A 15,122-nucleotide genomic window follows, 5' to 3' on the forward strand; every position below is an offset into this window, starting at 1 on the left:
CGTTCACACTGTTGCCAGTGTGATTACATCATTACCCGAGAACCGCCATTGCACGCGATACGCCTGGCTGTGAGCACGTAGTATCATTTGGTTGTGTTGCAACTCAACGATTTGATACTGCGTAAATTCGGCGACTGATTGTTGTGACGCCTGGGTTGCTTTAAAGGCACTTTCTTTGGCGGAAAATGCCAGCGTGAGAGCCTGCTCCACAGACAGACCGCTATTAGCCAACCACGCTTTTTCTGTATTGGTGACAATACTACTTACCAGTTCGTTCGCCATTTGCTGCGTAAAAATAGTTTCTATATCCAGCCCGACGGGATGCGTTGATACCGCGGCCAGGGCGATTGTTCCGCTATGACTGATGCTGCCAAACAGATTTTGCGGCCACAACGGTTGGCGTTGCGCGCCGATGCCGGGTACGGTTTTGTGACCAAACTCACGCAGCGCGTGTACTGCGGCAATACGCCCAGCTAAGTGCTCAGCTTTACGCTTACGTCCACAGGACTGAAGCTGAGTGTGGTGGGGGAGCCAGAGCAGGTCGTGCTCATGGAAGCTGGCGGGATCGAACTCGACAATGTTCAGCGTGTGGTCTGCGAAAGTGAGCGGTGTGTGCGTGGTGTGCATGATAGTTATAATTTCCCTCTCCCCGCAGCGAGGAGAGGGAAAACGTTATCAGAAGTGCGTGTTAACGCTCATGAACCACGTCCGGCCCGGTTCGTTATAGGTGTATGCGCCAGCGCCCGCCATATAGTTCCCGGTTACAATATCGCCCGTGGTCTGGGCATTACCTTCACGCCACAGACGTTTGTCGAAGACGTTATCCACGCCGCCGGTCAGGCTGACGTTTTTCGTCACATCCCAGGTCGCGCTCAGGCCGACGATGCTGTACGGGCTGACTTCACTCGCCGAACTACCGGTTACCGGTTTACCCTGGTAATCGTACTTCTTCGGCTGCTGTTTGCCGTACCAGGTGAAGGTGGACTGCAGCGACAAATCTTCGCGTGCCTGCCAGCTCAGAGTCGAGTTCAGCGTGTACTCAGGAATAATCGACAGGCGTTCGCCGGTCTCTTTATTCTTACTTTGCAGCATGTAAGTGATGTTGTTGGTCCAGTTAACGGTTTCGCTAACCGGCACGTTCAACGTACCTTCCAGACCCTCAACCACCGCTTTAGGAATGTTTTCCCACTGGTAGATATCGGTGTAAGTCGTCTTCCCTTTGTTGGTGATAGACGTTCTGTCGAACGGTACCGTACCTGCTTCAATTTTGTTGCGATAATCGTTGCGGAACCAGGTTACCCCAGCCAGCCAGCCGTCGCGCTTGAACTCAAGACCAATCTCTTTGTTGATACTGGTTTCGGCCTTCAGATCGTCGTTACCCATCATGTAGCAACCAATACCGGTCGCGGAACCGGTGGCGTAGCAACCCTGCCCCTTGCTGTACAGAATGTAGTTCGGGTTGAGCTGATACAAGCTTGGCGCCTTGTAGGCGCGCGCGATGCCCATTTTCAGCGTAAAGTCGTCACCCAGACCCTGGGACAGGTTCAGGGACGGACTCCAGTTGTCGCCGACGATGCTGTGATGGTCGAAACGCAGACCTGGCGTCAGCATCGTGCTGTCGGTCAGCTCCATGTTATTTTCAGCAAACAGAGAGAAAATTTCTGCATCTGAGTACGGGCTACGGTTAGTGCTGCTGGCCCCTGGAATATCACCGCCCATAAAGGTCTGTGAATTAGATAACATGTCTTTCATGCGCTGCTGGTTCCATTCGGTACCAAGCGTCAGATTTTGGTTAACCAGCAGATCTAACGGAATGCTGACCTCACTGTGCAGCATGACGTCACTCAGGTCGGCGTCGAGATATTTTTGTGACGCATTCGGGTCGAAAATCCCTTCAGTACCACCTGCCAGGCCTTCCGGTGTACGGGAGTTACGCGTGTGTTCGTACTGCACCCAGTTGCTGGTGGTGACGCCGTTATCCCAGCCGCCGTTCCAGGTCAGAGAGTAGTTCTGGCGGTAAAGACGGTTGGTCTCTTTCCCGTAGTTATCTTTCACCAGTTGGTTGGTGTTGGTGTTTTGGGTGTCACCCGCATACAGGTTGCCCTGACGGCTATAGCCGGCTTCCAGTTCCAGTGACTGGAGCGGGGCGAAATCCCAGCGAACCACGCCGTTAATGTCTTTGTTGATTACCCCTTCACGACCGGCGGGTAAGGTGTTGGAGTAGGTGCCGGTACGTTCAGACTGATGGCCCTGGTTGATGTCCCACGCGTCGGCCTGAGTTTTATCGAGATTACCGTACAGACGGAAGCTGAAATCCCCGCCCAATGGGCCATTCAGGCTAAAGTTGGTCCGCTTGGTCGAACCTTCATCTTTGTGTTCCGGGGCGTTGAAATAGGTATCCCAGGAGCCGTGCCATTCATTGCTGCCTTTTTTGGTGATGATATTCACCACGCCGCCAGCCGCACCGTTGCCATAGCGTGCCGCGGCAGGACCGCGCAGCACTTCAATACGTTCGATCATTTCCGGTGGGACCCAGGCGGTATCGCCGCGGGTATCACGCTCGCCGCGCCAGCCCTGGCGTACGGAGTTACGGCTGGTAACCGGTTTTCCGTCGATCAGAATCAGGGTGTTTTCTGGCCCCATGCCGCGGATATCGATCTGACGGTTGTTGCCGCGCTGTCCGCTGGTTGAGTTACCGGTCAGGTTAACGCCTGGCATGGTACGGATGATTTCCGACACATCGCGAGCGGGAGGATTCTTACGAATCTCATCAGCGGTAATGGTTGAAACGCCCGGCGCCTGCAGGTTCTGCTGGGCAGCGGTAACGACGATGGTGTCTTCATGAGAGACTGCGGCGCTATCGGTTTGATCTTCTGCCATTGCTGGCAGGGCTACCCCGTAAATCCCTAAATTGACCAATAAGGCCAGTGAATGAATCTTGTTGTTCATTGTATGTCCTGCTGTTCTTTTAGCCACGAGTTCCAATGTGCCGTGTTGCGGCATTTGGCCTGATGTCGCCCGCATCCGCGTAAACTCTCCATTCCAGAAAAAGTACGCAGCGCCAGGTCGGTTTATAAGTGGTGAAAAACTGTGCGCGCTTCCCACAGCGCGACAATACGCTATTGCAAATGCAAATAGTTATCAATAATATTATCAATATATTTCACGCTAGATCATAAAATTTCACGATAAACATGGGGTTATGGCGGTGACGACGTTAAAGATGGGAAGCGAGGCGTGGTGGCAGTCAAAAAAAGGCCCGGAGTGGGAGCGTGAAGACAACGGAAATTATCGGGTAACCTTCTGGTGGCGTGACCCGCAGGGAACGGAGAAAGAGTCAGCCATTCATCACGTTTGGGTTTATATCACCGGCGTCACCGACCACCATCAAAATGCTACCCCTCAGTCGATGCGACGCATTGATGGAACGAATATTTGGTGCTGGAGTGTTTCCCTCAGCGCCAACTGGCGTGGCAGTTACTGTTTTATCCCAACAGCGCGCAACGATATTTTTGCACCGCAGGCGCTGGGCGACACCCCTGACCGAACCGCGCTGCGTGAAGGCTGGCGGCAATTACTGCCGCAGGCTATTGCTGACCCCCTTAATTCGCAGAGCTGGCAGGGCGGTCGTGGCCACGCGGTGTCTGCGCTGGAAATGCCGGAGGCACCCGTACAGCCAGGATGGGATCGACCTGAAAACCCCGATTCACCCGCAGTGTGTCTGCAATGGCGTAGCGCCAGGCTCGGCAATACGCGTCGCGTATGGGTGTTTACCACCGGTGATGCTCAACCCGAAACGCGTCCGTTGGCTATCCTGCTGGACGGACAGTTTTGGGCGCAGAGTATGCCGGTCTGGCCTGCGCTAACTTCACTTACGCATCGTGGGCACCTTCCTCCTGCCGTTTATCTCCTGATTGATGCCATCGACACGGCTCACCGTAGCCGCGAACTGCCGTGTAACGCGGATTTTTGGTTGGCGGTACAAGAGGAGCTGTTGCCGCTGGTGAAGACGACAACCGCGTTCAGTGATGACCCGCAGCGCACGGTGGTCGCCGGACAAAGTTTTGGCGGATTGTCATCGCTGTATGCCGGGCTAAACTGGCCCGCGCGCTTTGGCTGCGTACTCAGCCAGTCGGGCTCTTACTGGTGGCCGCATCGCGGTGGTTATCAGGATGGGACGATCGTTGAGCAACTGAAGAGCGGGAAGGTCAGTGCTCAGGGGCTGCGTATTGTCCTGGAAGCCGGGATCCGCGAGCCCATTATTTTTCGCGCTAATCAGGCGCTATATGCCCAGTTACCCTCTGCACCACAGTCTATTTTCTGGCGTCAGGTTGATGGCGGACACGATGCGCTTTGCTGGCGCGGCGGTTTGATGCAAGGGCTGATAACGCTCTGGCAACCGCTTACTGACACGATTTAACCGGACGACGTTCCACGACAGGAGTTGAGTATGGAATTCAGTAACCCCTTCGATAATCCGCAGGGCCAGTTTTACATTCTGCAAAATCCCCAACGTCAGTTTAGCCTTTGGCCGCGACAATGCTCACTTCCTGCTGGTTGGACGGTCGCGTGCGAACCCCAATCCCAGGAAGCCTGCCAGCAATGGCTGGATGCAAACTGGACCACGCTGACGCCAGCAAATTACGTCGATGTGCAGGAGGCTCCATGACTCAGCGTTTACCATTAGTCGCGGCTCAGCCGGGGATCTGGATGGCGGAAAAACTCTCCACATTGCCCTCGGCATGGAGCGTGGCGCACTACGTAGAATTAACCGGCGAACTGGACGCGCCGTTACTGGCAAAAGCGGTTGTGGCGGGTCTGGAGCAGGCAGATACCCTACGGATGCGGTTTAGCGAAGATAACGGCGAGGTCTGGCAATGGGTAGACCCTGCGCTCGCCTTTGCGCAACCCGACGTTATTGACTTGCGTGAAAAATCCAATCCCCATGAGGCGGCACGAGCGTTGATGCAGGCAGACCTGCAGCAGGACATACGTGCTGATAGTGGCAAACCGCTGGTTTTTCACCTGCTCATTCAGGTGGGAGACAAGCGTTGGTATTGGTATCAGCGTTACCATCATCTGCTGGTTGATGGCTTCAGTTTCCCGGCCATTACCCGCCAGATAGCCGCGATTTACCGCGCATGGCTGCATGGCGAGTCCACGCCAGAATCACCTTTTACGCCATTTGCCGAGGTGGTGGAAGAGTATCAACAGTATCGTCAAAGCGATGCCTGGCAACGCGACGGCACCTTCTGGAGCGAGCAACGAAAGCAACTCCCACCTCCAGCATCGCTATCGGATAAACCACTGCCGGGGCGCTCAGCCAGCGCGGATATCATTCGTCTGAAGTTAACCGCGCCTGAAGGGGAGTTTCGCCGACTTGCGGCACGTATGCCTGATGTTCAGCGTGCGGATCTGGCCCTCGCGCTGGTGGCGTTGTGGCTGGGACGTTTGTGCAGCCGAATGGATTATGCTGCCGGGTTTATCTTTATGCGGCGCATGGGGTCGGCGGCGCTGACGTCCAGCGGACCCGTTTTAAACGTTTTGCCATTTGGTGTGCAACTGGATGCGGCAGAAAGCTTGCCTGCGCTTGCACAACGACTGGCCGGACAGTTAAAGAAAATGCGCCGACATCAGCGTTATGATGCCGAGCAAATTGTTCGCGACAGCGGGCGCGCAGCCGGTGCTGAACCGCTGTTTGGCCCGGTGCTGAACGTGAAAATATTCGACTATCAGCTCAATATTCCCGGCGTGCAGGCGCGAACTCATACGCTGGCGACGGGGCCGGTGAACGATCTTGAGCTGGCGCTGTTCCCGGATGAAAACGGCGGTCTGAGTATTGAAATCCTGGCCAATAAACAACGTTATGAAGCCGAGACGCTGGCGCAGCATGCATCACGTTTAATCGGGCTTATCGAGCAGTTTGCCGACAATCCGGCGCTATGCTGCGGCGACGCCGGGATGCTGTTGCCAACAGAACATGAGCGGCTGGCGAAGATTAACGACACCACCGTGGAGATCCCGTCCACTACGCTGAGCGCGCTGGTGGCGCAGCAGGCTGATAAAACGCCGGATGCCCCGGCGCTGGCCGATGCCCGTTATCAGTTTAGCTATCGCGAAATGCGCCAGCAGGTCGTGGCGCTGGCGCAGCTTCTGCGCGAGCGTGGCGTCCGCCCTGGCGACAGCGTAGCCGTGGCATTACCGCGTTCCGTGTTCCTGACGCTGGCATTGCACGGCATTGTTGAGGCGGGAGCCGCCTGGCTGCCATTGGATACCGGATACCCGGACGATCGCCTGCGGATGATGCTCGAAGACGCAAAACCGAAATTGCTGATCGCGACCGAAGAGCAACTGGCGCGCTTTAGCGATATTCCGGCGCTGGAAAGTCTGTGCTACAACGCGCCGCTGCCAGCAGAAGATGCAGCTCCGCTGGCGCTATCTCAACCCAATCATACGGCCTATATCATTTTTACTTCCGGTTCTACCGGCAGACCAAAAGGGGTAATGGTTGGGCAAACCGCCATCGTTAACCGTTTGCTGTGGATGCAAAATCACTACCCGCTGGCCGCAGATGATGTGGTGGCGCAAAAAACGCCATGCAGTTTTGACGTCTCGGTATGGGAGTTTTTCTGGCCGTTTATTGCCGGGGCAAAACTGGTAATGGCGGAACCTGAGGCGCACCGCGATCCGCTGGCGATGCAGCAATTCTTTGCCCAATACGGGGTGACGACCACGCACTTCGTTCCTTCGATGCTGGCCGCTTTTGTCGCTTCACTGACGCCGGAAACCGCGCGGGAGAGTTGCGCCTCGCTGAAACGGGTATTCTGCAGCGGTGAAGCCTTGCCTGCAGATTTATGTCGCGAGTGGGAGCAGTTGACTCGTGCGCCACTGCACAATTTATACGGGCCAACGGAAGCGGCGGTCGATGTGAGCTGGTATCCGGCCTGTGGGGATGAACTTGCCGCCGTAACCGGCAACAGCGTGCCGATTGGTTATCCGGTATGGAATACAGGTTTACGCATCCTGGATGCCATGATGCGCCCGGTGCCTTTCGGCGTGGCGGGTGACCTGTATCTGACGGGGATCCAACTGGCGCAAGGATACCTGGGGCGAGCGGATCTGACCGCAAGCCGCTTTATCGCCGATCCGTTTAACGCCGGCGAACGCATGTACCGTACCGGGGATGTGGCGCGCTGGCTGGAAAATGGCGCGGTGGAATACCTTGGGCGCAGCGATGACCAGCTTAAAATTCGCGGACAACGCATTGAGCTTGGTGAGATTGATCGGGTGATGCAGCAGTTGCCTGATGTCGAGCATGCCGTTGCCCATGCCTGCGTATTCAACCAGGCGGCGGCGACAGGCGGCGATGCGCGTCAACTGGTGGGGTATCTGGTGTCGCAATCGGGGTTACCGCTGGATACGTCCGCATTGCGGGACAGTCTGCGTGAAAAACTGCCTGCGCATATGGTGCCAACGGTATTGTTGCAACTGGCGGAGCTACCGCTTAGCGCGAACGGTAAACTGGATCGTAAAGCGCTGCCGATGCCGCAGTTGACGTCGCGTACTTCCGGGCGCGCGCCGCGTACAGGGACTGAAACTACCATCGCACAGTCTTTTGCGGCTTTGCTGAGTTGCGAGGTGAATGACGTGGAGGCGGACTTCTTTGCGCTTGGTGGTCATTCGTTGCTGGCGATGAAGCTGGCAGCGCAGTTGAGCCGGGCTTTTGAGCGTCAGGTGACGCCTGGGCAGATAATGGTGGCTTCTACCGTTGAACAACTGAGCGCACTGCTGGAGAGCAATGATGATGAGCAGTCGCAGCGTCTGGGATTTGAGACGCTGCTGCCGCTGCGCCAAAGTCACGGGCCAACGCTGTTTTGCTTCCATCCGGCGTCGGGTTTTGCCTGGCAGTTTAGCGTGCTGTCGCGCTACCTCAGCCCGCAATGGTCGATTACCGGCATTCAGTCTCCACGGCCGGATGGCCCTATGCAAACGGCGGAGAACCTTGATGCGGTATGTGAACATCATTTGGCAACGCTGCTCAGCCAGCAGCCTCATGGTCCCTACTATTTATTAGGTTACTCGCTGGGAGGCACGCTGGCGCAGGGGATTGCCGCGCGCTTACATGCCAGAGGAGAGACAGTTGCATTCCTGGGACTGCTCGATACCTGGCCGCCGGAAACGCAAAACTGGCAGGATAAAGAGGCCAATGGGTTAGATCCAGCGGTACTGGCGGAGATCGCGCGCGAGCGTGAAGCGTTTCTGGCTGCGCAGCAGGGTAATGCGTCAGAGACCTTATTTAACGCAATCGAAGGTAACTACGCCGATGCGGTTCGCCTGCTCACCACGGCACACAGCGTACCGTTTGCTGGTCACGCCACGCTGTTCGTCGCTGAGCGTACCTTAGTGCCGGGAGTCAGTCCGGAGCGCAGCTGGTCGCCGTGGATATCCAGTCTGGATGTCTATCGTCAGGACTGCGCGCACGTTGATATCATAACCCCTGAGGCGTTTGAGAAGATTGGGCCAGTCATGTGTGACCTGCTCAAAGACATTCAGTAAATGGTCTCGCCACCTCTGCGGAGGTGGCGGTGTTTACCTGTTCGCCGTACGTCCTAATGGCACCACTAACGGCGTTCCGGCAACCGGATCGTCGATAATCATACAGCGCAGACCGTAGATTTTTTCAATAAGCTGCGCGGTGACTATCTCCTTTGGCGCACCCTCGGCAATAATTTTTCCGTCACGCAGCGCAATCAGATGCGTCGCATAGCGACAGGCCTGATTGAGGTCGTGCAAAACGGCGGCCAGCGTATAACCTTTCTCCCGATTGAGCTCACTCAGCAGCTCCAGCAGATCAATCTGATGGCTGATATCCAGCCAGGTGGTGGGTTCATCAAGCAGCATAATCGACGTTTCCTGCGCCAGCACCATCGCAATCCATGCGCGCTGGCGTTGTCCACCGGAAAGGGTATCCACACTTTGTGATGCAAGATGTGTGATACCTGTCGCCTGCATTGCGTTGGAGACCGCGATTTCATCTTCATTGCGCCAGCGGGTAAACAATGGCTGGTGCGGGTAGCGCCCGCGGGCAACCAGTTCCTGTACCGTAATATCACCCGGCGTGGTGGCGTTTTGCGCCAGCAAACCTATTCTGCGGGCAACCTCTTTGCTGGCATAGTGCTGAATATGCTCGCCGTCGAGCCAGACCTTGCCATGCGCGGGCGTCATCAAACGACTCAGCGTGCGCAGTAGCGTTGATTTCCCGCAGCCGTTTGGCCCGATGATTGCGGTGAAGTGACCGTCGGGAATCGACACATTGAGGTTTTCCGCCACGGTAAACTTGCCATAACCCAGCGTTAACTGGTCGCCACGCAAACGGGCTACTGATTCGATCATTTTTTGCGGGACTCCTGAATTAACAAGACGATAAGATAAATACCGCCGAGGCTTACGGTGACAACGCCCACCGGAAGCTGATAAGGCATAAAGAGCTGTTGGGCGCATAAATCAGCCATCAGCAGCAGCAACGCGCCGCACAACGCCGACAGGGTTAATCCCCAGCGCGATGTGCCGCTAATCCGCCGCGCGATATGCGGGGCGACAAGGGCAATAAACGAGATTGGACCTGCCAGCGCGGTGGCGGAAGCGGTCAGTACAACCGCTACCAGCATCATCATCAGACGTGAACGTTCTACACTGACGCCAAGCGCGCAGGCGCTGTCATCACCCATTTCCAGCAAACGCATCCGGCGTACCAGCAGTGTGGCGCACACCAGCATGATGATAATCAGTGGGGCAGAAGGCCAGGTCTTGGCCCAGGTCAGGCCATTGAGCGAACCGGCGTTCCACAGCCCGGCCGTCAGCGCGGTTTCTAATGATGCTTTCAGCAATAGCCAGGTGTTGAACGCGACCAGCATAGCGCGTATGCCGATACCAATAATAATCAGCCGGAAGGTGTCGATACCATTGCGCCAGGCGAGCGCCCAGACTACCAGAGAGGTCAGGACCCCACCCAGCATGGCTGCCAGCGCGATAGCGGTAAGATGCTGTCCGAACAGTACCATCGCCACCAGCACGCCGCTCCAGGCCCCGGTATTGAAACCCATCACATCCGGGCTACCCAGCGGGTTGCGCATCAGCGACTGAAATATTGCGCCGCTCACGCCGAGCGCCGCGCCAATCAATAGCGCCATGAGCACGCGTGGCAAACGCCATTCGGTCACCACCAGTGTAATGCTACGCGGCGCATCGCCGAGCAGGGCAGCAATAATTTGCTGGGTTTCCAGCGTAACGACGCCGCTACGCAGGCTCCACAAGCCAACGGCGAGACATCCTACAACCAGCAGCAGGCTGCTGATTATCAGGCGGCGAGGGAGATGCGTCATGCGCCACCTCCACGCGGTTTCCGCCGTACCAGAAAGATAAGCACCGGCGCGCCGATGAAGGCGCTGACTACCGAAACGCGCAGCTCACCGGGGACAATCAGGCGACCGATGATATCGGCAATCAGTAACAGAGAAGGGGTTGCCAGCAGGGTTACGGGCAGTGACCAGCGGTGATCCGCCCCCACCAACCAGCGCGCCATATGCGGCATCATCAGGCCAATAAAAGCGATAGGGCCGACAATCGCGGTTGCACTGCCGCACAATACGGTAATCACCAGCAGGCCAATAAACTGCGTGCGAGCGACTTTACTGCCAAGCGCGGTAGCGGTGTCGCTGCCAAGGCTCAGACTATTCAGTGCCCGGCTGAGGAATAACGCGACAGCCGCAGCAATCAGTACCGGTACCAGAACAACCTTTAGCGTTTGCAGGCTACGGATATCCAGTGAACCGGCCTGCCAGAAACGCAACTGGTCGTAGACGTCCGGATTGAGCAGGGCGATGCCGGTAGATAATCCTTCCAGCACCGCGCCCAGCGCTACGCCCGCCAGCGTCAGACGTACCGGGCTTAACTGTCCGCCGCCCTGGCTACCGGTAAATGCCACGATCAGTGATGCGGCCAGCGCACCGCAAAAGGCCATCAGCAGTTGCTCTTGCGCAGAGGAAAAGCCGAACAGCGCGGCTCCCAGCACAATAGCGAAGCTGGCGCCAGAGTTGACGCCCAGAATACCGGGATCGGCGAGAGGGTTACGCGTGAGCGTTTGCATTAATGCGCCAGCCAGGCCCAGCGCGCCACCCGCGAGCAGCCCCGCCAGCGTGCGCGGCAGGCGCGCGTCCAGCACGATGGTGCAATCAGCGCTTTGACAACTGCCTGTGAGCGCATCCAGCACCACGGAGGCAGGTAGCGACTTGGCGCCAATAACCAGACTTAATACCGTGGTGAGAACAAGTAATAACAATAGTCCGGGCACGGCGAAGGCGCGTGTCGCGGAAACAGAGCATGACATATCAACTTCCCTGATAATGATAGTAATTATCGTTATCGATCTTATTTGGATATGTTAGCATGTGCAGCCATCGAATGGATATTGAAAAAGTACCTGGTAAGGCTCTGTAATGAATCGACAATCCTGGCTGCTCAATCTCAGCCTGTTAAAGACCCACCCTGCATTTCGCGCCGTCTTCCTCGCCCGTTTTATTTCCATTGTCTCTCTGGGGCTACTCGGCGTGGCGGTTCCGGTACAGATCCAGATGATGACTCAGTCGACCTGGCAGGTAGGTTTATCGGTGACGCTGACCGGCAGCGCAATGTTTATTGGCCTGATGGTGGGCGGGGTGCTGGCCGATCGCTATGAGCGTAAAAAAGTGATCCTGCTGGCGCGTGGAACCTGCGGCGTCGGCTTTATTGGTCTATGTCTGAATGCGCTGCTGCCCGAACCATCGTTACTGGCCATTTATCTGCTTGGCTTATGGGACGGTTTCTTTGCCTCGTTGGGCGTAACCGCTTTGCTGGCGGCAACGCCGGCACTGGTCGGGCGCGAGAATTTGATGCAGGCCGGGGCAATTACCATGCTGACGGTACGCCTGGGTTCGGTAATTTCGCCGATGCTTGGCGGGGTGCTGCTCGCGACCGGCGGCGTGGCCTGGAACTACGGGCTGGCGGCGGCGGGTACTTTCATTACCTTGCTGCCGTTGTTGAGTCTTCCCGCGTTGCCGCCTCCGCCACAGCCGCGTGAGCATCCGCTGAAATCGCTGCTGGCAGCATTTCGCTTTCTGCTTGCCAGCCCGTTAATTGGCGGCATTGCGCTGCTCGGCGGTCTGCTGACTATGGCGAGCGCCGTGCGCGTGCTGTATCCGGCGTTGGCAATTAACTGGCACATGTCGAGCGCGCAAATTGGTCTGCTGTATGCCGCCATTCCTCTTGGCGCGGCAGTGGGGGCATTGACCAGCGGACAGTTGGCGCACAGCGTTCGTCCGGGACTGATCATGCTGGCATCAACCGTAGCGTCGTTCCTGGCAATTGGTCTGTTTGGCTTGATGCCGGTCTGGCAGCTTGGGGTTGTCTGCCTGGCGCTGTTCGGCTGGTTGAGTGCGGTCAGCTCTTTGTTGCAATACACCCTGTTACAGACGCAGACGCCGGAAGCAATGCTTGGGCGAATTAACGGTTTGTGGACGGCGCAGAACGTTACCGGCGATGCGATTGGCGCGGCGCTGTTAGGTGGTCTGGGCGCGATAATGACGCCGGTCGCTTCGGCAAGCGTGAGTGGCTTTGGGCTGGTGATTATCGGTCTGCTACTGCTGCTGCTGTTGGGTGAAGTGCGCCGATTCCGACAAATGCCCGTGAATGCCAGCTAACGTTATGCCCAGGGGAGGCCGGATAAGGCATTAGCCGTATCCGGCGCGGGCGATTAAAACAGAGCCGACAGACGCTGCAGCAGCAACGTCGCGCTGTAGTAGTCGAGACGGAAGGTTTCCGTACCCAGAGCATAAACACGTTTATTCTGCACGGCTGGCAGATGCGCCAGAAGCGGATTGGCATAAATGGCATCGGCATCTTTGCTGTCGCCAGCAAACAGGAACAGCGCTTCGCCGTTCAGGCCAGCCGCCAGGTTCTCACCGCCAAGCTGGATGATATCGTGGCGTTTGCCCTGACTCTGGCTGGTGTGCAAACCGGCAGGCAGCGGGGCCAGAGTGAAACCTAATTGCTCCATCAGTTTGCCCTGCGCCGACTCAGGGGTCCACAGGTTGGCGCTGTGCGCGGCGGCGGTATACACCAGCGCGCTGACCGGTTGCGGCGGCAGGGTGATACGTTGCTTAACCGCCTGCAGTTGCTTATCAAACTCGGCAATACGGGATGCCGCCTGTTGTTCCTGACCGGTAATTTCACCTAACTGGGTCAGCAGCGACTGCCAGCTTTTATCGTCGTAATTAATGATGAGCGTTGGCGCAATGGTGGACAGCTGATCGTAAAGCGCGAGGGCTGAATCGCCCCCAGTGGCGCTTATCAGAATCAGATCCGGCATTTGTGCCGCTACGGCCTCAGCGCTCGGTTCCCCGATGTACAAACGGCTCAGTTTGCGCGCCTTTGCCACTTCGCTCCACTGGCGTAAAAAGCCCTGTGCATCGCCGATGCGGTTGTTCGGCGTAGTGGCACCGCTGGCGATGACCGGAGCATCAATCGCCAGCAGCGAGCCGGTGAGGGTGACGCTGGTGGAGACAATTCGCTGTGGCTTATGCTCCAGCGTATGCGTGCCGCGACTGTCGGTAACCTGACGCGGCCAGTCGGCGGCGTGCCCTGAAGAAATTCCTGAAATAGATAAACCAGCCAGTAAGAGCACGGTGCGACAAAAAGAGGGGAGACTCACGTATCAGCATCCTGTTATCAGTATAAGTAATGCTTCTCATTTTCATTGTTAGTGGGCAAGGATGCAAGCCAAAGTCGCACATTGTGCTACCACAAGAGTTGACATACCGGCGCTTTGCTTTTAGGTTAGCGACCGAAAATATAAATGATAATCATTATTAGAGCCTTTATCATTTTTGGAGGATGATATGGATACGTCACTGGCCGAGGAAAAAACGCAGACTATGCCGACGCTCGCTCCCGACAGTTTTTTCTTTATGTCGCCGTATCGTAGTTTTACGACGTCAGGATGCTTCGCCCGCTACGCGGAACCGGCAATTGATGGCGATTCGCCAGACAGCCCATTCCAACAAAAAATGCATGCACTGTTTGCGGATGCCAAATCGCAGGGCATCGCGAACCCCATCATGGTAGGGGCGATTCCTTTTGATACCCGCCAGCCGTCATCGCTGTTTATTCCCCGCTCGTGGCAGACGTTCTCCCGAACGGCTAAGCAGCAGTCATCACGTTACTTTAACGCGCATCAGTCGCTGAACGTTGTTGAACGTCAATCGATCCCGGAACAGGATTTCTTTGAAGATATGGTCAGCCGGGCGGCTGCGCTGACGGCAACCCCGGAAGTCGACAAAGTGGTGTTGTCACGCCTGATCGATATCACCACCGATGCCAACATTGACAGTGGCGCGCTGCTGGAGCGCCTGGTGGCGCAAAATCCGGCCAGCTACAACTTCCATGTGCCTCTGGAAGACGGCGGCGTATTGATTGGCGCCAGCCCGGAACTGCTGTTGCGCAAAGAAGGCGATCGTTTTAGCTCACTGCCGCTGGCCGGTTCGGCACGTCGTCAGCCAGATGATGTGCTGGATCGAGAGGCGGGGATCCGCCTGCTGGCCTCCGAGAAGGATCGCCATGAGCACGACCTGGTGACGCAGGCGATGAAAACCGTCCTGCGCGATCGCAGTCGTGAACTGCAATTGCCTTCTTCACCGCAACTGGTTACCACGCCAACGCTCTGGCACCTTGGCACACCGTTTGAAGGTAAAGCCAACGCGCAGGAAAACGCCCTGACGCTGGCGTGTCTGCTGCATCCGACGCCTGCGCTGAGCGGTTTCCCACATCAGGTTGCACGCAACATTATCGCCGAGCTGGAGCCGTTCGATCGCGAACTGTTCGGCGGCATTGTTGGCTGGTGCGATGCCGAAGGTAACGGTGAATGGGTGGTGACGATCCGCTGCGCGAAGCTGCTGCGTAATCAGGTTCGTTTCTTTGCTGGCGCCGGGATTGTTCCGGCCTCTTCCCCGGTTGCGGAATGGCGTGAAACGGGGGCCAAGCTCTCCACGATGTTGAATGTTTTTGGACTGCATTAAGAGCCTTATTGACCA

At 56.8% G+C, this 15,122-nt stretch carries 11 protein-coding genes; 5 read left to right on the forward strand and 6 right to left on the reverse strand.

Annotated elements, in window-relative coordinates; all coding sequences use genetic code 11:
* Positions 1 to 3: 3 nt before the first annotated feature.
* Positions 4 to 627, reverse strand: coding sequence for an enterobactin synthase subunit EntD (gene entD / locus OGV94_RS16350; protein ID WP_286523787.1), 624 nt, complete (start codon positions 625 to 627; stop codon positions 4 to 6).
* 48 nt (positions 628 to 675) lie between these two features.
* A complete protein-coding gene (locus tag OGV94_RS16355) occupies positions 676 to 2,949 on the reverse strand; it encodes a TonB-dependent siderophore receptor (RefSeq protein ID WP_043015528.1) in 2,274 nt (757 codons plus the stop codon).
* 253 nt (positions 2,950 to 3,202) lie between these two features.
* Between OGV94_RS16355 and fes the strand changes: the two genes are divergently transcribed.
* From fes to entF, 3 genes are read left to right on the forward strand one after another with little or no spacing between them, the layout of a single operon-like run.
* Complete coding sequence (gene fes / locus OGV94_RS16360; RefSeq protein ID WP_193144634.1) at positions 3,203 to 4,420, forward strand: enterochelin esterase; 1,218 nt, start codon at positions 3,203 to 3,205, stop codon at positions 4,418 to 4,420.
* 30 nt (positions 4,421 to 4,450) lie between these two features.
* Entirely contained in the window at positions 4,451 to 4,669 is a 219-nt protein-coding gene (locus OGV94_RS16365; protein ID WP_047412796.1) for an MbtH family protein, read from the forward strand.
* The gene (gene entF, locus OGV94_RS16370) at positions 4,666 to 8,556 is read left to right on the forward strand and encodes an enterobactin non-ribosomal peptide synthetase EntF (RefSeq protein ID WP_213732216.1); all 3,891 of its coding nucleotides are present in this window, start codon (positions 4,666 to 4,668) and stop codon (positions 8,554 to 8,556) included. The genes OGV94_RS16365 and entF overlap by 4 nt, the downstream gene beginning before the upstream one ends.
* Before the next feature lie 33 nt (positions 8,557 to 8,589).
* Here the strand turns inward: entF and fepC are convergent, their stop codons facing one another.
* Genes fepC through fepD form a run of 3 tightly spaced genes read right to left on the reverse strand, consistent with a single transcriptional unit; the run spans position 8,590 to position 11,386 of the window.
* A complete protein-coding gene (gene fepC / locus OGV94_RS16375) occupies positions 8,590 to 9,393 on the reverse strand; it encodes an iron-enterobactin ABC transporter ATP-binding protein (RefSeq protein WP_075145017.1) in 804 nt (267 codons plus the stop codon).
* A complete protein-coding gene (fepG, locus tag OGV94_RS16380; RefSeq protein ID WP_075145016.1) occupies positions 9,390 to 10,382 on the reverse strand; it encodes an iron-enterobactin ABC transporter permease in 993 nt (330 codons plus the stop codon). The genes fepC and fepG overlap by 4 nt, the downstream gene beginning before the upstream one ends.
* Positions 10,379 to 11,386 (reverse strand): Fe(3+)-siderophore ABC transporter permease, encoded by a 1,008-nt coding sequence (gene fepD, locus OGV94_RS16385; RefSeq protein WP_043015534.1) that lies wholly within the window; start codon positions 11,384 to 11,386, stop codon positions 10,379 to 10,381. The genes fepG and fepD overlap by 4 nt, the downstream gene beginning before the upstream one ends.
* Before the next feature lie 109 nt (positions 11,387 to 11,495).
* Here fepD and entS point away from each other — a divergent pair, with 109 nt between their 5' ends.
* Complete coding sequence (gene entS / locus OGV94_RS16390; RefSeq protein WP_043015535.1) at positions 11,496 to 12,734, forward strand: enterobactin transporter EntS; 1,239 nt, start codon at positions 11,496 to 11,498, stop codon at positions 12,732 to 12,734.
* A 53-nt stretch (positions 12,735 to 12,787) separates the two neighbouring features.
* Here the strand turns inward: entS and fepB are convergent, their stop codons facing one another.
* Positions 12,788 to 13,744: a Fe2+-enterobactin ABC transporter substrate-binding protein gene (fepB, locus tag OGV94_RS16395; RefSeq protein WP_043015536.1), complete on the reverse strand. Its 957-nt coding sequence runs from the start codon at positions 13,742 to 13,744 to the stop codon at positions 12,788 to 12,790.
* Positions 13,745 to 13,931: 187 nt separating this feature from the next.
* On the opposite strand from fepB, the gene entC reads away from it, so the two are divergent.
* Positions 13,932 to 15,107, forward strand: coding sequence for an isochorismate synthase EntC (entC, locus tag OGV94_RS16400; protein WP_286523790.1), 1,176 nt, complete (start codon positions 13,932 to 13,934; stop codon positions 15,105 to 15,107).
* The last annotated feature ends 15 nt before the right edge of the window (positions 15,108 to 15,122 follow it).

It is taken from the genome of Citrobacter sp. Ce006, assembly GCF_030336535.1.
Classification (GTDB): domain Bacteria; phylum Pseudomonadota; class Gammaproteobacteria; order Enterobacterales; family Enterobacteriaceae; genus Citrobacter; species Citrobacter europaeus.

Excerpts from the sequence above, each read along its gene's own strand:
- entD (WP_286523787.1), bottom strand. The coding sequence starts at position 627 with ATGCACACCACGCACACACCGCTCACTTTCGCAGACCACACGCTGAAC.
- OGV94_RS16355 (WP_043015528.1), bottom strand. The coding sequence starts at position 2,949 with ATGAACAACAAGATTCATTCACTGGCCTTATTGGTCAATTTAGGGATT.
- fes (WP_193144634.1), top strand. The coding sequence starts at position 3,203 with ATGGCGGTGACGACGTTAAAGATGGGAAGCGAGGCGTGGTGGCAGTCA.
- OGV94_RS16365 (WP_047412796.1), top strand. The coding sequence starts at position 4,451 with ATGGAATTCAGTAACCCCTTCGATAATCCGCAGGGCCAGTTTTACATT.
- entF (WP_213732216.1), top strand. The coding sequence starts at position 4,666 with ATGACTCAGCGTTTACCATTAGTCGCGGCTCAGCCGGGGATCTGGATG.
- fepC (WP_075145017.1), bottom strand. The coding sequence starts at position 9,393 with ATGATCGAATCAGTAGCCCGTTTGCGTGGCGACCAGTTAACGCTGGGT.
- fepG (WP_075145016.1), bottom strand. The coding sequence starts at position 10,382 with ATGACGCATCTCCCTCGCCGCCTGATAATCAGCAGCCTGCTGCTGGTT.
- fepD (WP_043015534.1), bottom strand. The coding sequence starts at position 11,386 with ATGTCATGCTCTGTTTCCGCGACACGCGCCTTCGCCGTGCCCGGACTA.
- entS (WP_043015535.1), top strand. The coding sequence starts at position 11,496 with ATGAATCGACAATCCTGGCTGCTCAATCTCAGCCTGTTAAAGACCCAC.
- entC (WP_286523790.1), top strand. The coding sequence starts at position 13,932 with ATGGATACGTCACTGGCCGAGGAAAAAACGCAGACTATGCCGACGCTC.